This window comes from Paenibacillus sp. J31P190, from assembly GCF_059692075.1.
Genome location: NZ_JCAUAS010000001.1, coordinates 385236 through 404600 on the forward strand (window position 1 = coordinate 385236; position 19365 = coordinate 404600).

Genomic DNA, 19365 nt, shown 5'->3' on the forward strand with positions numbered 1-19365 from the left:
CCTCTATTTGATGTTTCTAAGCAGCTCAGCTGCTGCTTCACGGGGGGAGTGCGCGCTTGCAATCGCGCTGACTACAGCTACGCCATCCGCCCCTGCGCGGATGACGCGGGATGCATTCGCAGCATCGATGCCTCCGATGCCAACGAGCGGCAGCCGGATGCCGCCTGCGCGAATCCGCCGGATGACGGCAGGCCCCTGGACCTCACGCGCATCCAGCTTGGTGCGCGTGGCGTATTGGGGGCCAACGCCCAGATAGTCGGCGCCTTCGGCGAGCGCCGCCTGGGCTTCTGCGAGATCGTGAGCCGAGACGCCCACGATCATGTTCTTCAGCCGCTGCCGCACGGCGGCGGCTGGGGCGTCTTCTTGGCCGATGTGAATGCCATCGGCCGCAAGCTCTAGAGCGAGCCCTTCATCATCGTTGACGATGAAGGGGATCGCGTGCTGCGCGCACAGCCGGCGCAGCCGCGCGCCTAGCTCGAGCTTCGCCGCCCCCTGCAGGGCTCCGGCGCCCTTCTCGCGGAACTGAAACATCGTGATGCCGCCGGCAATCGCGGCCTCTAGCACAGCAGCCGGGTCAGCCCCGCCACAGTTCGGACTGCCCATGACCAGATACAGACGCATCGCTTTGCGCAGCTGCTCGCTATTCATCGTGCACCTCGAGTGAAAACATCCTCGTTGACGAAAATGTCATTTAAGTTAGCCTCATTAGCTTCAGCATCCACAGCCCTATCACTCTTTAGCTGCCCGCTAGCTAACGAGCTATCAAGCTCATTCGCCACCGAGCGTGCATTGCTCGCTCTAACTCCACGTTGATATGCCCAATGGTTCGTGGGGCCATGACCGCTGCCTATGTGTAATGGCTCCGCAATTGCAGCTTGGATGAATCTTTTTGCCAGTTGGATGGCTTCTTTCGTCGTTAAGCCCTGCGCAAGTCCCGAAGTGACCGCGGCAGCAAACGTGCAACCTGTGCCGTGTGTATGCTTGGTAACCAAGCGCCTGGACGAAAACTCCGTGAATGCCTTGCCGTCATACAACAAATCAGTTGCATGCTCTGTATTCATTTCATGACCGCCTTTAATCATCACGTTCTTGCAGCCGTGTAGATGAATCCGCTTCGCAGCCTGCTGACGCGACTCGTTGTCCGTTATTTGCAAGCCGCTAAGCGCCTCAGCTTCAGGTATGTTCGGTGTAACTACATCGGCAAGCGGCAATAACGAGTGAATCATCGCATCAATAGCCTCTTGCTGAAGTAAGGAGGCGCCGCCTTTAGCTATCATCACGGGGTCAACCACGATACGATCCCACTTATAGGTTTGTATCGCTGCCGCTACGATTCGTATAATTTCACCACTGAATAACATCCCTGTTTTGAGCGCATTGGGAGGTAAATCCTCCCCAATAGAGGCCAACTGCTGCTCGATCGCTTCAGCGCTCATTGGGTAAACTCCTTGAACACCCAGCGTATTCTGCGCAGTCACCGCGGTAATGACCGACATCCCATAAACGCCCAACTCTTGGAACGTCTTCAGATCTGCTTGAATCCCCGCACCTCCTCCGCTATCCGAACCCGCGATCGTCAATGCTTTGTAAACAGACATCCTACTCCCCCTTTCAGACACAATAACTCAGCTTCACAACAGTAGCGGCTTCTTTAGGCTCGGTTTCTGAGCCTATCTTAGTCAATGACGCACGTAAGCTCGTTTCCAAGCCTATATGCATATGCTCATTGCTTTCCTAGCACCATAAACGCGGAATACGACTAAACGCGACTAAAGCCCTCCATCGGACTGCTAGCCGATGCATACCGCTTCTTCGGAATACGCCCTGCTTCGAAGCCGGTACGTCCGGCTTCAATCGCCAATTTCATGGCATAAGCCATTTTAACTGGATCCTTGGCACCCGACACAGCGGTGTTGAGCAGCACACCATCGGCTCCCATCTCCATAGCTAGCGCCGCGTCCGAAGGAGCGCCAATGCCCGCATCGACGATTACAGGTACGGTTGCTTGCTCAATAATGAAGCTCAGGTTCAACGGATTAATAATGCCTTGACCTGTTCCGATTGGTGATGCGCCAGGCATAATGGCATGAACTCCGAGGGCTTGCAAGCGTTTGGCTAAAAGAACATCATCTGATGTGTACGGCAGCACAATGAAGCCCTCCTCCAGCAGCATTTCCGAGGCTTTCAACGTTTCAACCGGGTCAGGCAGCAGCGTCATCTCGTCTCCAATAACCTCGACTTTGATCATGTCGCATAGTCCGGAAGCCTTCGCTAGTCTTGCGATACGTACAGCTTCTTCAGCTGTTTTGGCGCCTGCTGTATTCGGCAGTAAAGTGAAATTCGATACATCCAGCATCGACAAGAAATTAGGCTGACTCGCTTCAAAAATATTCATACGTCGCACCGCAAACGTCAAAATCTGAGATTCACTAACCTCAACCGCCTGCTTTTGAATATTGAAATCGGGGAACTTTCCCGTGCCTAGCAATAGACGTGAACGAAACTCGTAAGGACCGATTTTTAACATAAGAATTATCCTCCTCCAACAAAATGAACGATTTCGATTTTATGCCCTTCGGAAAGCTCAACTTTCGCGTGATCTTCTTTTTGTAAAATGTTTTCATTATGTTCCACGACGAGCATTTTCTCACTCAAATCAAAATGCGCGAGCAGCTCCTCAATGGTTCGGATCGAATCTGCAATGTCTACGCTTTGCCCATTAATGTGCAGCTTCAATGCTGTGCAGCTCCTTTCCTGCGGCTGACAATAGTTTCCCTTCACCCCGCCCCATCCGCTTCGTTTGCCCAGAAAGATCAGGACTAAAAGCATCGAGCAACGATCGCAAAGCCGAAAAGGTCTGTGCTCCTGTCTCTGATTCTGCCTCGGATCCTGTCCCTGGTCCTGTCACTGATCCTATCTCCGTACCTGTCCCTGATCTTATCTCCGATCCTGTCCCTGATCTTGTCCCTGATCTTGTCTCTGACCTTATCTCTGATCCTGATCCTTTCTCAAATCCAATCTCAAACCCTAGCTCAAGCTCCGGCTGAAAGTTCTCCTCTCCCCCGCCCAAAACGAAATCCGCGATCACCTTACCGGTGATCGGACTGAGCAAAATCCCATTGCGGTAATGCCCGCAGGCGGCATATAAACCCTCGTACACCGGCACTTCGCCGATGTACGGCAGCCCGTCTGCCGTCTGCGGTCGCAGACCCGACCAAGCTTTCTCCCACTCGGCTTCGCCTAGCGCGGGCATGAGCAGCCTCGCGCGATCCATCAGCTCAGCCAGCCCAGCCAACGACACCTTGCGGTCGTAGCTGTTCGGTACTACGGTCGCGCCGACCAGCAATCGTCCTCCGGCTTTCGGGACGATGTAACACCCTGTCGTGAACAGGGTCTTTCTGGGCAACGGCTTCGTCGTAAGAACAGAGAAGCACTCGCCCTTGACGGGATACACCGGCAGGTCGACGCCGATACCTGCCATTAGCTGTCCGCTCCACGTGCCTGCCGCCACGACGACGTGGTCGCTGTAGAGCGGACCTTCGCTCGTCATAACACCGACGGCTCTGCCTCGCTCCGTCAGCAGCCCTTGGACCTGGGCGAATTCTTGCACCTTCGCCCCCAGTACCCGGGCTGCCTGCGCGAACGCCGCAGCTAGCAGCGGCGCCTCCACCTGCCCATCGCCCGGCAGGTATAAGGCTCCGCGCGTCGCGCCGCTCAAGGCGGGCTCGAGCTTAGCGGCTGCAGCTGCGCTCAGCCACTCCGCCTGCTCGCCCGCTGCGCGTTGGAGCTTCTCCCTCGCGCGCAGCTCTTGCTCTTGAACGTCGCTGAGCGCCACGTTCAGCAGACCTTCACGGACTAGACCGATGTCGATGCCCGTGAGAGCTTTCAGTTCCTCGCTCAGCTGGGGGAACATCGCTCGGCTTTGCCGGGCCCACTGGAAAAGCGGTCCCGTATCCTCCATCTCGGATTGTGCTCCGAGCATGCCCGCCGCCGCCGCCGAGGCTTCCCTACCAAGTCTGCCGCGCTCGAGGAGCAGGACGGACTGGCCTCGCTTTGCCAAGTTATAGGCAATCGAGGAGCCGATAACTCCGCCGCCTACGATGATCACATCGTTCATATGTTTCATTTATCCCACCTCCTTTCGCTCAAGCTCTCTGGTGTAAGCTTTCACTGCTTCCAACGGGTCTTCCGCTTCCCAAATCCCACTCATCACAGCTATACCGGAGGCTCCCGCTTCCAGAACTGGCCTCACCCGCTCATAAGTCATACCTCCGATCGCAATAATCGGAATTGTTACTTGGGCTGCTACATCACTGAGCGACTCCAACCCCCGAGGTGGGCTGCCCAGCTTAGAATTCGTAGGAAAAATATGACCGAACATCACATAATCCGCCCCCTCCCGCTCTCGCTGCTTAGCTTCCTCCGCACTATGTATCGATACGCCGATCCTCTGCACTCCCTGACAGAATTCTCTTAGGGTTGAAAGCGGCGGGGTGCTGCCTTGGAGCTGTAATCCGCCTAAAGCTGCAGCCGTGACAATGGACGGGAAACCATTGATATAAAGGCTTTTCGCTGGAACACCTGTTTCAAGCAGAAACTGTACACCTAGGAAGATCTCGTCTAATGATTTCGTCTTTTCACGGATATGAATGGCCGTAACATAAGGGTGAATCTCAGCTGCAATCGCCGCCAGCTCCGTCCACGCTAGCTTGCCATTGGAAATGACATGAAGTTCATACCCAGTCATGAAGAGTCTCAACTCCTTTCTTGCGCTACTTATTCAGCTTAACTTCCGGGTTATAAGCAGGTTTTTCATCGTTACGCAGACACATTTCCCCTTCACACCAACTTTAGCGATGAAAAACATCACTACAAGTGCAGGAATCCAGATAGAATCGCAATTTAGGGCCCAGCTACTTTCTGTACCACACACGGTATGGAATGGGGTTAAACAAACAATTTCACCAAAGAACTTAATTTCAGGTACGAAAAAAACCACTTTTCCAAAGAAAAGTGGTTGTAGGTTGCCGCCTAATAAACATACAAAGATGGCCTCAATGATCGTTCCACTTTCCTCCGCTGGTATGACCCAGTTCAGGTTCAAAGGGTTCAGATTGCTCTGTCTCAGCCTTGCGGCGCCCCTAGGGATTCATTCGTATGCAATTGTTAAATATCATAGCACGTCATCCATCACTTGGAAATAAAAATTTTTATTGAAAATTTTTACTCCTTTTTCTATTCAACAGATCTATCAGCATTCATCAAAATTCAATCGTTTTCCCCGTTTTTGCCGACTCATAAATGGCCTCCAAAATCTGGGTAACAACATAGGCTTGCTCAGGTTTGACAAGAGGCTCCGTGTCATTGAGAATGCTTTCCAGCCATTGTCTGGCCTCTTTCACACCTGGCTCTTCGGCACCTGCGTCGAAATAAGCGATGCCTCCGCCTGTTGTTGCCTTTGTTTCGACTAGCTTTCCAAACTTAGCGCTGTTAAACACCAGCTCACCTTTGCCCATAGCAGGACTGCCTTTCATTTCCGCTCCACCCTCTGTTCCGCACAGGGTAGTCATGGCTTCTCTGGTATCTGTTATATTCAGCGCCCATGCGCATTCAAGGAATATCGTTGCACCATTCTCCATTTTAATAAATCCGAAGGCAGAATCTTCTACTTCATAGGTTTCCGGATCCCAAGGACCGAACAGGTTGCCTTCAAACTTATCCCCTAATTTATGAAATACCGAACCTGTCACCGATTTTGGCTTGTAGTTGTCCATGAACCAGAGAGATAGATCCAGCGCGTGTGTACCAATATCGATCAACGGTCCGCCACCTTGCTGTTCTTTGTCCGTAAAAACGCCCCAGGTCGGAACACCGCGTCTGCGAAGGGCATGGGCTTTGGCCATATAAATATCACCGAACTCACCATGGCGGCATGCTTTGTACAATACCTGTGAATCGTCTCGGAACCTATTTTGGTAACCAATCGTTAATTTTCTTCCTGTCTTCTTGCTTGCCTCTAACATCTTTTTAGCTTCAATAGAATTGATAGCCATCGGCTTTTCGCACATGACATGCTTGCCCGCCTCCAACGCAGCTACCGTTATGAAGGAATGTTGGAGATTGGGAGTCAACACATGAATAACGTCGATAGACTTATCTTGCAATAATTCCTTATAGTCCAAATAAACTTTCGCCTGTTCCGTCCCAAATTCCTTTGAAGCTTTCACGGCCCGCTCTTCAACGATATCACAGAAAGCGACCATTTCGCCTAGATGGGTAAGTTTCGCTAATGAAGGCATATGCTTTTGGTTGGCAATACCGCCGCAGCCTATAATTCCGATTTTTAATTTAGCAGATGACATGATCGAACACTCCCTATGATCAAATTCGCCATTTAGCGGCTCTATACATACTTTTGCAAAACTTTTAAATCATTCTCTATACTTGTAAATTTATCGTCGCTTATACCCTCATTTTCAACAAAGGCATATTGGATAGTGCCCAATTCTTTGATTTTGTCGTAGATGGATTTAAAATCGATTGAACCTGTTCCTAGATCCACAAAGTCACCTGCTTGTATGTATCCCTTCCCGCGATATAGCTGCATCATATCCAAATCTTCATCACCTGGCTGAAGCGCGTCAAATACGTTTAGAATGACGATATCTTTATTTAAATCTTTCTGATGGACGATATCGCATCGGCTGCCTAGTTTCTCAAGAATGGCCATCGGATCAAGTCCTGCGCGCATAACCCAGACCAAATCCAACTCAAATTTGACATAGGACGGGTCCGTATTTTCAACTAAAATATCGTATAAGGTCGTATCTCCCCATCTTTTGAATTCATGGAAGTGATTATGAAAGTAAAATTGCAACCCGTTTTCCTTGCATTTCTTTCCGATTGCATTCAATTGTTCTGCGGTTTTAAGTGTATCTTCACGATTTTTGATCCAAGCAGACGGCAATACAATTGCTTTACAACCAATTTCAACATTTTCTTTAATTAACTGATCCCAATTCTGGGCATCTTGATCCAGTCGTTCATGGGCAGCTATGGGCTTAAGCCCTAGTTCATCCAGCTTATTTTTGATGGTTTGCAAAGGGAATGAATCACTGTATCGGACGCCTGTCATAAAATTGGTGGTGATTAACTCCACATTGGTATAGCCTGCAGCAGCTACCTTTTCAAGGGTACCAAAGTAGTCGTTGTTTAGTGCTTGAAAGACTGAAAATAAATTCACGCCAATTGAAATGCTCATTTTAACTGCTCCTTTTGTGTTAAATTTTGGATGTGCCTAAGCTTATGGTTCGTGAGCCTTTCTTGCCAAGGCTTGCTTCTAAACAGCGTCCATACGAGAGGAAGGCCAACTAATACGATCAACGTCGCCACAATATACACGTCATTGGAGCTCATCGTGAAGGCTTCCGCCTTCAGCAACTTTCGTTGGGCTTCCGCAGCCCCATCTAGACCAAGCGCTTGGTTGTGTACGGACAACCTCGATGCCATAAGTGAAGTAAACAACGCGATGGAGAAGGAACCGAAGACTTGGCGGATCCAGTTATTCACCGATGAAGCGTGACCGGACAGTTCGCGCGGGATGGCCTCCATACCGACATTGGTAAGCGGCATGATCGTTAGTGAAAGCCCAATGTAGCGTATGGTTAGCCACAGAGTGATGTACCATTGCGATACGTTCACATCCAGATGGCCTATAGCTAACGTTCCAACCGCAATCAATAGAATTCCGGAAACGATCAGCCATTGCGGGGCTATTCTCATATACAACTTGCCGACGAGCGGCATCACACCTGCCATCGCAAGTGTAGCCGGAAGTAAGATCAAACCGACCTCCAGCGCGGAGGCCCCCTGAACGTTCTGCAGGAACACCGGTATCAAATAGGCGCCTGAATACAAGTTGAGTGTAATAATGGCCAGCACGGCTAGGCTAACGGTATATTTCACATTGACAAATACCTTCAAATTCAAGAGTGGCTCGGGGACCGTCAATTCTCTCCGAATGAAGCACCCGAGCATCAGGAAGCCGAAAGCGAGCAGCGATAGCGTTCTCCACGAGCTCCATCCCCATGCATGTGCTTCGCTGAAGGCGATCAGGAGGGAGCCGCTGCTCAGAATTACGGTGATCAAACCGGGCAAATCAAACGTTTTCGGTGTATTCAGTTTGTAATAGGGAACAAGCCGCCAAGCGACTGCAACTGCCGCTATGCCGAACGGAATGTCCATGAGGAACAGCCATTTCCAATCGAACTTTCCAATCAGCCATCCCGCGAGTAGAGGTCCGAACGCGGGCGAAAGCATCGTTGACAAGGTCCACATGCTGAGCGCAAACGCCTGCTTGGTTCGGGGAATCACCTGATAAAGGATCGTCATCGTAGCTGGCAAGATCATCCCGCCAAATATACCCTGTGCAATTCGAAACGCAATTAACGATTCAATATTCCATGCGAAAGCGCTAAGTCCTGAAATCAGCGTATAGCCAATAAGCGCAGTGATATAAAGGTACTTGGTGCTGATCTTTTCCCCAAGATAGCCGGTGACTGGCGCTACCACTCCGGTTGCCAGTAAGTAGCCCGTCATCGTCCACTGCATAGTCGTCAAATCGGTATGAAATTGACCCATCAACACGGGGAACGCTACACTTATCGAACTCATTCCAAGTGTCGCCAGGACCGACCCGAAAAAAATCGCGATCATTACCGGTACAAACGGTATGTTTCTCTCCTGTATCTCTGTAGGGGACATGCAGCTGCTCCTCGCAAAAAACTACTTATTGGTTTTCGCCCATTCATCAAGCTGCTTTTGCTTCTCAGCTATAATTTTGTCCATGCCGGAAGCCTTCATTTTGCTAATAAATTCAGGCAAGTTTTTATCCGGATCCAGCGTACCGGTTTCCAAGCCTAATTTAAACTGGTCCTTCACGCTTTGAACGGCGGCCACTTCCGTTTTAACTGGATCGACTGTGAAGCTGAAGCCGAGCGCTTTTGATTTTTTGGACGATTTGTTGAAATCAGCCTGATCTTTCCAAAGGCTAACAGGATCTGTTTCCCAGATGTAGGAAAGGAATTGATTGCCCCACTCCCATCCATGGTTCGGGCTATAGGTGGCATTCTGCGTATCTATTCCATTCGGGAAGGCGATCAAGTCACCCTTCTTGACGTAGTGCTTTCCTTCAATGCCATAGTCGATCAAGTTGATCAACTCTTTGTCGGAGTAAAGCAAGTTGAGGAACATCATGGCTCTCTCCGGATCCTTCGAGTTTTTGGCGATACTGAACATGACGTTTGCAATCGACGACGTAGAAGTGACAGGTGGGATAATGCGAGCTGCAACCATCGGTGTGCCCGTCAAGATGGCTTCCTTCGTTTCATAGCCAGGCTTCATATGCACTGTAAAGGAAAAAGCTTTGCCGGCCTTCACAAGGTCTTCAGGGCGGATTTTGTTTGTAGCGATATCTTTCGGGATATATCCGTCCAAATACCATCTTCTGACCATTTTCAAAAGATCAGAATATTGCTTCGATTCAAACCAATTGACTACCTTCAGGTTATTATCATGGTCCGGCAGCACTCCGTTATCATCATTCAATGGGTCCATAAAGCCAGGTGCAATGGACGCGATATAGGACGTACCCCCGCCTTCCGGAACAATAGCCGCCATATTCGGCTCGTTATCCTTGACGACCTTGAATACGGCATCCAAATCATCAAAGGTTTTGATCTTGCTCAGATCAATCTTGTATTTATCAACAATATCTTTGCGCATCAGGATGCCGTAGTCGGCTGCCCAGTCGCGTACACTAGGTATGCCATATAGTTTACCGCTGGCCATCGTCGCTTTTTGAATCTCCGGTGTGACGACCTTGGCAATATCCTGTCCATATTTCTTAAGCAGATCCTCTAAAGGAACAAGCTGTCCTTTTGCCGCTTGCGTACCGTAGCCGAGTGCTGTCAAAGTGACTAGCAAGTCCAAATTTTCATTGCTAGCAAGCATCAAATTGACTTGTTGCTGATACGCAGCGGGGTCAATTGGCACAAATTTAACCGTTGCATTAATTTTCTCTTTGGTCAGTTTGTTAACGGCATCCTGGACCTCTTGCAGATCCTTGTTGTTGCCAATTTTATAGTAGGCCACTGTTAGTTCATAAGGTTTTAAGTCCGACTTCGCCTTTACTGTTTCTCCTGCCGCACTTGGTGCGGATGTAGCCGTAGAGCCACCGCTACCGCTGCTGCATGCCGTCAATAGAAGAGAAACGGCTATCATTCCCGCTAACGCTGTTTGGACGCTTTTTCTATTCCCTCTCATTTCGTAGCCTCCCTGTTTTAACTTCCATTTATGCTAACCGGCTGATGCCGAGTATAGCCTAGCCTTTGACTGCTCCAATGACGAGACCTTTGACGAAATATTTTTGGAAAAAAGGGTATGCGATCAATAGTGGAATAGTCCCAATAACCGCCATAGCCATCCGGACCGATTCCATAGGAATGTTACTGCTTGCAGCAAGTTCCGTTGTGCTGCTGCTCGCGTTGCTTGACAAAAATTGCGCGTTTAACAAAATCCGGTTTAACAAGTTTTGCAAGCTGAACAGCTTGCTGTCGGTCACATAGATTAATCCGTTGAACCAGTCGTTCCAATAGCCGATTGTTTGCATCAATCCAACTGTAGCCAGGATGGGAAGAGAGAGCGGAAGCACGATCTGGAAAAAGATTTTAAATTCCCCCGCCCCGTCAATCGATGCTGATTCAATAACCGGGGTTGGGATTGAAGTCATGAAAAAGGTTCGCATAATCAGCACGTAAAATCCGTTGGATAACAAACCGGGAATGATTAAGGCCAACAGTGTGTTTTTCATATCGAACACTTGTGTATATACCAGGTAGGTGGGGACCAAGCCTCCATTAAACAGCAGTGTGAAAAACACGATAAACGAGAGCGGCTTGCGAATCAGCATATCCTTTCTAGATAATGGATAGGCACATAGGGCAGTAATGGACAGCCCCACAAACGTACCAACTAAAGTTACCAGAATGGTAATACCGTATGCCCGAAATATGTTGGAGGAATCATTCCACAAAAATTCGTACGCCGCCAAGCTGAATTTACTCGGTAGGAAGGAATACCCTTCTGATACAATGGTCATTTCATCGGTAAAAGAAGTAATCACGAGCAGAAAAAACGGAAGAAGACAGAGACAAACAATGCCAATAAAGAAAACATGAATGATCGCTTGGTACAGTTGGCTTTTTACTTTCAATGGGATTCCCTCCTTATTAAAACAAAGCGTTATCGCTGTTTCGCTTGCTCACCACGTAATTCGAGATGAGTACGAGAATGAATCCCACAACGGATTGATATAGGCCCGCTGCCGAAGACATTCCGATGTCGCCTAATCTCAACAAAGCCCGATAGACATATGTATCGATGACGTTCGTTGTCGGAAAGAGTGCCCCCGTATCAAGCGGAACTTGATAGAACAAACCAAATTCGGAGTAAAAAATGCGGCCGATTTGCAGTAAGGTCATAATCACAATAACCGGAGTGATTAGTGGTATGGTAATATTCGTAATTTGCTGCCATTTACTCGCTCCGTCGATCCTAGCAGCCTCGTAATATTCAGGATCAATTCCGATAATCGCCGCTAAATAGATGACACATAAGTATCCAACATGCTTCCAAATGTTCACAAAGGTCAAAATATACGGCCAATATTTGGCTTCGCTATACCATGAGATTGGATCCATTCCAAGCATAGGCAGGACTTGTTTATTAATGTAACCGGTTTCTCCACTTAGCATGGCAAGCACCAAATAACCGACAATAACCATCGAAATCAAATAGGGGATGAGAATGACGCTTTGGTAAAACCGGGCAAATAATTTCTTCTTCACTTCATTCAGCAAAATCGCTACGCCGACGGCGATGATCAAATTAATGATAATAAAAGCCGAATTATATAGAATCGTATTTCGGGTAATCAGCATGGCGTCGGAGGTTTTGAACAGGTACTCGAAATTTTTTAATCCGACCCAATCACTGGCCCAAATTCCTTTCGTAAAGTTAACGTCTTTGAATGCGATAACCAAGCCAAACATCGGCAAATAGTTGTTGATGATTAGATAAATGATTTCGGGTATGACCATCACAAACAGTGGGGCATACCTCCATAGCTTTCTCAGTTTTTTTCTGGTTATTGATGTCGTTGCCGTTATCCCAGCAGCTGTTGTGGTCGCTGAATTTGCCCTAGTTGTTGTCGTTGTCCCCACATCGTTCCCCCCTCATCCGTTATACTCTCATCATATATAACTGCCACTTTGCACTCTACCTGTTTCCCGACTTCCTGTTATCGCATTTCCGACTTCTTTATGAACAAAAAAGACCGAACCCGAGAAGGGAACGATCTCATGTTTAAGGAACCTTATGTCTGGTAAGTTTCATACAATTTGCGGTAATCCTGTGGATTAATGGCCGTCGCTTTCTTGAACATTTTTGAGAAATGGGAAAAATTATTATAGCCTACCGAGGCGGCGATGCTTCCAATCGGAAGATCCGTCTTTACCAGCATCTCTTTGGCCAATTCTACCCGTTCCTGAAGAACATAATCAGAAATCGTTAAGCCGGTTTCTTTCTTAAAGATTCTTGTCAGGTAGTCTGGATTCATATTCACATGGCTGGCGATATCCTCCCGCGAAACATCTTCATTGACGCGCTGAGCGATATATTGTTTCGCTTTTTCAATAACGGTTTGGCTTTCAGCCACAGAATGAATGCGACCCGCAGCTTCTTCGATCATCGTGTTTATCCATTGTCTAAGATCAGCTATGGAACGGGAAACGGACGATGCTTGCATAGACAGGAGTTCTTCCGAAAAAACCTGATGCGCCCTCAAGCCTTTATAATGCAATACGTGGTGAATCATTTGGAGAAAGTCCTCATAAAATCCGCGCAGCAATTTGGCATCGAGTCTTTCCATTTGCTTCATTGCGTCCAAACTTTGATCGATTTCTTTCAGCAGCTTCCCTTTGCATCCACACTTGAGCAATTCCGCCCATCCGTTCATTTTAGGGACTGGAAATGTATCGTAGCAGCTGCATCGTTGTTCACTCAAGAAGAAGAAGATTTTATTCGTTTGTGTAACATTGTTGGACTCCAACGTGACTAAGGATTCGAACATCTCGAGCATTCCCTCCGTATATACGGGAGTACCGATATAACAACAAAGATCACAGAAAAAGTAATGGTTACAAGCATCGATATAACCCTGTAATTCGCTCTTTAGCTTCACTTTATCGATCTTGCTGCCCGGGTCGACCGAGAGGATGGCCAGTAACCCTCCGCTTTTGACCTGAACGATTTGGCCGTTTGCCTCTTTCCGTACAGCCAATTCTTCCAATGAGTTTCGCAAGGCGTATTCCATTATTTTTTCTTCACGAAGCGTCAGCTTTTTATGCCAACGCTGTATACTGACCCATATCGGCACAAATAAGGCTGTATCACTATAAGGTATACTTTGCTTCGCCATAATTTCTTTGATTTGAACCTTATTCGAAGGGATCGACCTATGGATTAAATCCTGCCAGAAGCGCTCAACAACCATCGGTTGGTACGATTCCCATAACTGATAGTAGTGCTTATAGGTTTCATTAAATTGGACCAATCCTCTTTTCTTTTCCAATTGTTCGATCGCTTTGCGAACGGCTTTCTCCAATTCCGGAAAGCGGACAGGTTTGAGCATATAATCCAGACTTCCCAATTGAATCGCTTTTTGCGCGAATTCGAAATCAGCATGACAGGTTAAGAAGAGGGACTCGGTATCCGGAGAGTGTTCTTTGACCCAGGATAACAGTTGAAATCCATCACCTTCCGGCATTTCAATGTCGCAAAGAAGAATATCAATTTTTTGGGTTAAAAAGATTTCCTTCGCCTGCCGTATGTTAAAAGCTTCATGAACCCTTGAAAATCCAAGTTGGTCCCACTCTACCCCCGCTTTTATCCCTCGTACGGCATGAATTTCATCGTCCACGACCAGCAATTGAAGCATAGACTTCTCCTCTTTCCTTCTCATGAAATGGGATAAGAATTTCAATCACTGCGCCATGACCAGCACCATTTGAAAACGTGATCTGGGCTTGATCTTGATACAGCAGGCGCAATCGGCGCTGCACATTCCATATCCCGATATGATGACCTTCTCCGTTACCGATATCCATTTCCATCTGCAGCCGAGCCAAAACATCTTCAGGAAATCCTTTTCCGGTATCCTGCACCCGTATACAAATTCTATTAACCTCTATGGCTTCGATGGTTATACCAATATGAACCTGTTTATCCATGCTAACTGCGTGTTTGATTGTATTTTCCACAAAGGTCTGAATAACAAGCGGAGGAACTACTACGTCCATCAGGCTGTCCGGTACGGAAAGATCATAAGTCAAATTTTTGGGAAACCGCATCTCCTGGATACGAAAGTAATTAAGAGTATGCTGGACCTCATCCCTTAAAGCGACGAATGCCATGTTGCTCCGAAACATAAAGCGGAAATATTCTACGAGACATAGAACCATTTCCTGAATCAGTGCAAAGTCTTTCACCTGCGCCAAATTATAAATAATGTTTAACGAATTCAAAAAAAAGTGCGGATTAATTTGAAGCTGCAAATGTTTGAGTTCGGCCTTCTGATGATTTAATTGTTCTTCCAAAACGTTGATTTTCAATTCCTGTATTTGTGATATCATGCGATTGAAGGATTGGTTCATCTTGTCGAATTCAATGACAGAAGGGCTGTAGGTTATACGGACGTCCAAATTCCCGTCTTCGATTCTCCTCATAGCCATCATGATCCTATTTATCGGAACCAAGATGATTTTCCTTAAAAGAAACAAAATGAAAGGCAGCAGAATAAGTGATCCCAACAAAATGAACGATACTATTCGGCGAAGAAAAGGAAGATTCTCCAGAATGATGCTGTCTGGTATGGCAGCGATTAATCTGAAACGGCCTTTCGCGGATTTTTCGCCAACGACTAGGAATTTTTCATTTTTTCCAGTGAGTTTATAATCCGTTCCAACATCGTTCAAATTAATTTGATTTTCTTGTACAAAAGCTTGGTTAGACATGGTCTCGAACTGGTCCGTAACCAGCAGTGCCCTGCCGTTGTTGCCCAAATCGACCAGGTTCAGCGGCACCATTAATTTACTCGCATCCGTCCATGCCCCGATATAGACATTCCCATATTTGATCACACGGGTCAAAAAGTATTGATCTCCGAGCTTTAGCATGAACCATTCTCTCAGACTTGTCTGATTTGAACCATCGCGTTGGTCTTGAAAAATGGTCTTAATGCTATTTTCAACAGCTTCCTGTCTGGTGTAGGTGACTTGATCACTCATAACTGTCAATAAATCTTGATTCGGCTCCGAGTAAACAAAGAACATATCCATTGATTTATAACTAGGGAGGTCTTTTAATAACTTATTATTTATTTGAATTTTCGTAAAAGAGTACCGATCCGCATTTTGATCTCGCAGCACATCAAGTACCAGCAGTCCCGTGTCTTGCGCAGCGAAGTTGAATAAATACTTATCTACCTCATCCAAATTACGGTCGATCTGTCCCATATATAAGCTGATTAAATTTTTGTTCGATTGGGCCACTTGATTCCGAACAACTTTGATTGCGTACAAGTTGTTATAGATCATGAAAGCCACGATGGGGATGACAATAATAAGCAAACCAAATATCAGCTTAAAACGCAGTGACTTGAACAGAGGCAACGTACGAAATTGCACGACTAATAACCTCCCCTCTCATGAATACTTACTTGATCAGATTGAAGTCGCTTCGGGTTTCAGATAGGCCATAATCATGTCAATTAACTGCTGCATCATTTCGCCTGGATCGATCTCTTGTTCTTCACGAAGGATATTCCCCCTTGATGCCATTCGTTGCGTCATGCTCATCATCGTGTTTGCAATCATAGCTGAAGATTTGGCTGGATCAAGATCAGGACGGATCGAACCATCTTGAATGCCTTCCTGAATAAGCTGAACAGGCGATGGAAAGACATTTTTGATGAATATTCTGTACTTCTCTTCCAATTCGCGGGTTGGATACTTTTCCCGGTAATAGTGATCAAACAGTCCAATAAAACGCAAATGGCTAGGTCTAGTCTGGGTAAAGTTCTGCCAAGCTAATAACAAATTCCGCATTTTCTCTTCGGCTCGTTCACCGATTATGTGAGAATCAACATATCTAAATAATTCGTCTAAAACCTTCATCTGAACCTCAAACGCCAGCTCATCAATCGAGTTATAATATTTGTAAAGTGTCACACGGCTGATCCCCAATTGATGTCCGATGTCTTTCATCGTTACACCTGACAAATCTTTTTCCAAAAAAAGCTCCTGAGCAGCTAGAATAATTTCCTGCCGCCGTTTATTTCTTTGCTCCTCTAATTCCTGTTCCCATCTGCTTGTCATGCAAACACTCCTCGATACAGAAGCTATCCGTAAAAACAACCTATTTACACAGTGTAAACACCTTGCTTGTACGCCAATTATATCCAATAGCCAAATTCATTGCAAACGTTTTCATTTATTTCTAAGCACCCTTTTAACCATTTCTCCAGAGGTCTAAAAAGGCTCGCCCAATTTCCATCCATAACAATGAGGGTCTAGTCACTACCCCTTTCAACTCTTATAATAGGGAGACTAAGCTGCCTATGAGGTTTAATGGAAGGATGTACACCTAAATGCTGTCTCAATTGAATCGTCAATTAGAAAAAATCTTACCGCTGATCACACCTGTCAGCGTTCTTATCGGTGTTTTACTAGGCAGTCATTTATCCGGATTCACCTATTTATCCCCTTGGTTGTTTGCCTTTATGACTTTCGCAGGCAGCATAAGCTCCAGCTTCAAAGAATTCGTCAAAGTGGTCGTTCAGCCTCTTCCGCTCATAACTACATTGTTGATTCTACATGTAGCGATGCCGCTGATTGCGATGGGTTTCGGGCATGTCGTATATAGTCATGAGCCCATGACTATAACTGGCCTCATCTTAGCAGCAGCCATACCTACTGGCATTTCAAGCTTCGTTTGGGTAGCCATTTATCGCGGAAATATCGTGCTCACGTTATCGATTATACTCATGGACACCATTCTTTCACCCTTTGTCGTTCCCTACACACTTTCTGCGTTAATTGGCACCAAAATACATTTGGATACCTTCGGTATGATGAAAGGTCTATTCCTGATGATCGTTCTACCTTCTATCCTTGGCATGCTGATGAATCAATGGACACGCGGCAAAATTAAAGAACAATGGAGTGGACGTCTAGGTCCTTTTTCGAAAATAACCATGGGCATCGTTGTCGCTATCAACAGCTCCGTAATCGCCCCTTATTTGCGTGATTTTAATGCTAAATTACTAGGTTTAGCCGGATTTGTTCTATTCATAGCTTCACTTGGTTACATCCTAGGGTGGCTGGCCGCCAAGCTCATGCGATGGGAACAAGACGTCGTCGTAGCACTTACGTTTAACAGCGGGATGCGTAATATTAGTGCTGGCGCGGTAATCGCAGTTGCCTACTTCCCGCCTCCTGTCGCTGTCCCCGTTGTACTAGGAATGCTGTTCCAGCAATCTCTGGCCTCCCTTTTCGGCTATCTGCTGAACAGGCGGTACGCTTTGAAGAGTGATATTCCCAACTTAACCGTCAAAAGTGTGAAACAAGTTTAGTTGCGGAGCTGCCTGAGCAGCTTCTTTTTTTATTCTTCTAGCTGCTGATTTCGCTCTCTCCTTTGAAACACTCAAAGCATATTAAAGTGTTATCGTCTAACACTACGCCGGTAATAAATCCATCATTGCAGAAAATTGGCTTTTCGCATGCCTTGCACTCCCCAACAAGCTCCTGCATAGATAGTACCTCCGCGGTTGTACACTTTGTGTTACATGCTTTTTTAACTTAAGGGTATCCATTTGCTGGATGCCCTTATCAGCAAATTTTAAGCTAACTTTTATGTATCATTCAGCTTCTCTTCTCAGATTTTTCATAATTGTCGTGTACGATTGTGAAGAAGATGATTGATAGGAGTGATACATAGCATGATGAAAATGACAAAAATAGCGGGCTTATGCATCCTTATCCCCGTATTATTAAGCGGTTGTGGGAATGCGTCATCCTCACAACCAGCTGCAGCAAGCTCCGCACAACCGCAGCAGCAACAACAAAATGGACAATCCCAGGCAGACGGCAAGCAAAATGCTCAAGACCGACCTGTCATGAATGCTGCGCAAAGACAAATGTTCAGTACGTTTCAGACCCTGCTCATGCTAGACAAAACAGATGGACTTACTATTACGAAAGAACAGGCTCAAGCCATGCTGCCTGTTGCTCAAGAAATCGTCACAAAAGCTGAACTTAGCGATGAAAACAAGACCAAGCTGTTTGAAAAGCTAACGGATGCCCAGAAGAAATTTATAGAAGATTCAGCTGCTCGTATGAACAATCGAGGAAACGGAGGTGCAAATGGACCTCGGAATAACGGAAACAGCGCCGATGGCAAAGGCAATCGAAATGGTCAATCTGGAAGTATAGAAAATAAACCAGATGCTTCTGCACAACCAAACGCTACTGCACCCGATCGAACCGGCGGCAAGAATGGCAATGGAAATCGTCCTGCTGGCGGCGAAATGAGAGATCCCGGTAAGCAGATCATTGAGCTGCTGCAAAACAAGGTGAAATAAGTCGAATATTTCCGAGGAAATGACAATCCGAGAAAGACCTCCAACCGCAAGTGGGTTTGGAGGTCTTCCTGGTTCATTCTTATGATCTTAAGGATTGAATGACCTGCTCTGCTTTTGCTTCACCGCTGGCAACCAGCTCGATGTGCTCTCCGAACATGTCACACATATACGCGAATAGGGTAAGAATTTCTAACACTTCATCACTCTCGAACGTACGCGAAGCCGATAGGCTGTATACATAGCGATAATGGATCTCGCCCTCTTCATTCACACCAAAGTGACCTATTGGTAAGCGAGTATTAACTTCCAGTAAAAGCGCAGCTACCTCTTCGCGAGCACCCGCTTGAAGATGAAACGGCAGCGTACTGTAGATTTGCAGCAGTTGAATAGCGACTATTTCCTCATCATTCAACGGTAAAAAACTAAAATGAAGGAATCGATCTCGTCCCTTACTATCCTCTTGAAACCCTGCCATTAGCACATGCAGCGGAATAGCTTCAGATTTCTCCAATAAATTCGTGGCAAGCTCTGCTTCATCCAAAATCTCTTTCAGTTGTCCTAATTGCGCCAAATGACGCGCATGTGCAAGCTCTGTCAGCATATCTCTT

17 protein-coding genes, 1 pseudogene and 1 riboswitch are annotated in these 19365 nt (G+C 46.7%); of the genes and pseudogenes, 2 read left to right on the forward strand and 16 right to left on the reverse strand.

Annotated features, from left to right (window positions below):
- Positions 1–3: 3 nt before the first annotated feature.
- The 15 genes and pseudogenes from thiE to AC58U0_RS01725 form a co-directional block, all read right to left on the reverse strand.
- Complete coding sequence (gene thiE, locus AC58U0_RS01655) at positions 4–648, reverse strand: thiamine phosphate synthase (protein WP_497377288.1); 645 nt, start codon at positions 646–648, stop codon at positions 4–6.
- Between the two features lie 161 nt (positions 649–809).
- Positions 810–1598 (reverse strand): annotated as a pseudogene (gene thiD / locus AC58U0_RS01660) (bifunctional hydroxymethylpyrimidine kinase/phosphomethylpyrimidine kinase); the annotation flags it as partial.
- A gap of 161 nt (positions 1599–1759) precedes the next feature.
- On the reverse strand, positions 1760–2527 hold the full coding sequence (locus AC58U0_RS01665) for a thiazole synthase (protein WP_497377289.1): 768 nt from the start codon (positions 2525–2527) through the stop codon (positions 1760–1762).
- 5 nt (positions 2528–2532) lie between these two features.
- Positions 2533–2736, reverse strand: a complete 204-nt coding sequence (gene thiS, locus AC58U0_RS01670) for a sulfur carrier protein ThiS (protein WP_497377290.1) — start codon at positions 2734–2736, stop codon at positions 2533–2535.
- Positions 2720–4126 carry a glycine oxidase ThiO gene (gene thiO, locus AC58U0_RS01675; protein WP_497377291.1) on the reverse strand — a complete coding sequence of 469 codons (1407 nt, stop codon included), beginning with the start codon at positions 4124–4126 and terminating at the stop codon, positions 2720–2722. The genes thiS and thiO overlap by 17 nt, the downstream gene beginning before the upstream one ends.
- On the reverse strand, positions 4127–4747 hold the full coding sequence (locus AC58U0_RS01680) for a thiamine phosphate synthase (RefSeq protein WP_497377292.1): 621 nt from the start codon (positions 4745–4747) through the stop codon (positions 4127–4129).
- A 307-nt stretch (positions 4748–5054) separates the two neighbouring features.
- A riboswitch (TPP riboswitch) is annotated at positions 5055–5153 on the reverse strand.
- Between the two features lie 108 nt (positions 5154–5261).
- Entirely contained in the window at positions 5262–6362 is a 1101-nt protein-coding gene (locus AC58U0_RS01685) for a Gfo/Idh/MocA family protein (protein ID WP_497377293.1), read from the reverse strand.
- Between the two features lie 41 nt (positions 6363–6403).
- On the reverse strand, positions 6404–7261 hold the full coding sequence (locus AC58U0_RS01690; protein ID WP_497377295.1) for a sugar phosphate isomerase/epimerase family protein: 858 nt from the start codon (positions 7259–7261) through the stop codon (positions 6404–6406).
- Complete coding sequence (locus tag AC58U0_RS01695; protein WP_497377296.1) at positions 7258–8763, reverse strand: MDR family MFS transporter; 1506 nt, start codon at positions 8761–8763, stop codon at positions 7258–7260. The genes AC58U0_RS01690 and AC58U0_RS01695 overlap by 4 nt, the downstream gene beginning before the upstream one ends.
- Positions 8764–8784: 21 nt before the next feature.
- Positions 8785–10323: an ABC transporter substrate-binding protein gene (locus AC58U0_RS01700; protein WP_497377298.1), complete on the reverse strand. Its 1539-nt coding sequence runs from the start codon at positions 10321–10323 to the stop codon at positions 8785–8787.
- A 58-nt stretch (positions 10324–10381) separates the two neighbouring features.
- Complete coding sequence (locus AC58U0_RS01705) at positions 10382–11272, reverse strand: carbohydrate ABC transporter permease (protein ID WP_307438450.1); 891 nt, start codon at positions 11270–11272, stop codon at positions 10382–10384.
- 16 nt (positions 11273–11288) lie between these two features.
- Positions 11289–12158, reverse strand: a complete 870-nt coding sequence (locus tag AC58U0_RS01710; protein ID WP_497377674.1) for an ABC transporter permease — start codon at positions 12156–12158, stop codon at positions 11289–11291.
- Between the two features lie 275 nt (positions 12159–12433).
- Complete coding sequence (locus tag AC58U0_RS01715) at positions 12434–14056, reverse strand: response regulator transcription factor (protein WP_497377299.1); 1623 nt, start codon at positions 14054–14056, stop codon at positions 12434–12436.
- Positions 14028–15803: a sensor histidine kinase gene (locus AC58U0_RS01720; protein WP_497377301.1), complete on the reverse strand. Its 1776-nt coding sequence runs from the start codon at positions 15801–15803 to the stop codon at positions 14028–14030. Before AC58U0_RS01720 ends, AC58U0_RS01715 begins: the two co-directional genes overlap by 29 nt.
- 36 nt (positions 15804–15839) lie before the next feature.
- Positions 15840–16493: a TetR/AcrR family transcriptional regulator gene (locus tag AC58U0_RS01725; protein WP_497377302.1), complete on the reverse strand. Its 654-nt coding sequence runs from the start codon at positions 16491–16493 to the stop codon at positions 15840–15842.
- A 272-nt stretch (positions 16494–16765) separates the two neighbouring features.
- Between AC58U0_RS01725 and AC58U0_RS01730 the strand changes: the two genes are divergently transcribed.
- Complete coding sequence (locus tag AC58U0_RS01730; protein WP_497377303.1) at positions 16766–17749, forward strand: bile acid:sodium symporter family protein; 984 nt, start codon at positions 16766–16768, stop codon at positions 17747–17749.
- A 366-nt stretch (positions 17750–18115) separates the two neighbouring features.
- Positions 18116–18757 carry a hypothetical protein gene (locus AC58U0_RS01735; protein ID WP_497377304.1) on the forward strand — a complete coding sequence of 214 codons (642 nt, stop codon included), beginning with the start codon at positions 18116–18118 and terminating at the stop codon, positions 18755–18757.
- Between the two features lie 79 nt (positions 18758–18836).
- On the opposite strand, the gene AC58U0_RS01740 is transcribed toward AC58U0_RS01735, so the two are convergent.
- On the reverse strand, positions 18837–19358 hold the full coding sequence (locus AC58U0_RS01740) for a YbjN domain-containing protein (RefSeq protein ID WP_497377305.1): 522 nt from the start codon (positions 19356–19358) through the stop codon (positions 18837–18839).
- Positions 19359–19365 lie beyond the last annotated feature (7 nt).

Excerpts from the sequence above, each read along its gene's own strand:
- thiE (WP_497377288.1), bottom strand. The coding sequence starts at position 648 with ATGAATAGCGAGCAGCTGCGCAAAGCGATGCGTCTGTATCTGGTCATG.
- AC58U0_RS01680 (WP_497377292.1), bottom strand. The coding sequence starts at position 4,747 with ATGACTGGGTATGAACTTCATGTCATTTCCAATGGCAAGCTAGCGTGG.
- AC58U0_RS01710 (WP_497377674.1), bottom strand. The coding sequence starts at position 12,158 with ATGGTCATACCCGAAATCATTTATCTAATCATCAACAACTATTTGCCG.
- AC58U0_RS01690 (WP_497377295.1), bottom strand. The coding sequence starts at position 7,261 with ATGAGCATTTCAATTGGCGTGAATTTATTTTCAGTCTTTCAAGCACTA.
- AC58U0_RS01685 (WP_497377293.1), bottom strand. The coding sequence starts at position 6,362 with ATGTCATCTGCTAAATTAAAAATCGGAATTATAGGCTGCGGCGGTATT.
- AC58U0_RS01740 (WP_497377305.1), bottom strand. The coding sequence starts at position 19,358 with ATGCTGACAGAGCTTGCACATGCGCGTCATTTGGCGCAATTAGGACAA.
- AC58U0_RS01715 (WP_497377299.1), bottom strand. The coding sequence starts at position 14,056 with ATGCTTCAATTGCTGGTCGTGGACGATGAAATTCATGCCGTACGAGGG.
- AC58U0_RS01665 (WP_497377289.1), bottom strand. The coding sequence starts at position 2,527 with ATGTTAAAAATCGGTCCTTACGAGTTTCGTTCACGTCTATTGCTAGGC.
- AC58U0_RS01730 (WP_497377303.1), top strand. The coding sequence starts at position 16,766 with ATGCTGTCTCAATTGAATCGTCAATTAGAAAAAATCTTACCGCTGATC.
- AC58U0_RS01725 (WP_497377302.1), bottom strand. The coding sequence starts at position 16,493 with ATGACAAGCAGATGGGAACAGGAATTAGAGGAGCAAAGAAATAAACGG.
- AC58U0_RS01700 (WP_497377298.1), bottom strand. The coding sequence starts at position 10,323 with ATGAGAGGGAATAGAAAAAGCGTCCAAACAGCGTTAGCGGGAATGATA.
- AC58U0_RS01695 (WP_497377296.1), bottom strand. The coding sequence starts at position 8,763 with ATGTCCCCTACAGAGATACAGGAGAGAAACATACCGTTTGTACCGGTA.
- AC58U0_RS01735 (WP_497377304.1), top strand. The coding sequence starts at position 18,116 with ATGATGAAAATGACAAAAATAGCGGGCTTATGCATCCTTATCCCCGTA.
- thiO (WP_497377291.1), bottom strand. The coding sequence starts at position 4,126 with ATGAAACATATGAACGATGTGATCATCGTAGGCGGCGGAGTTATCGGC.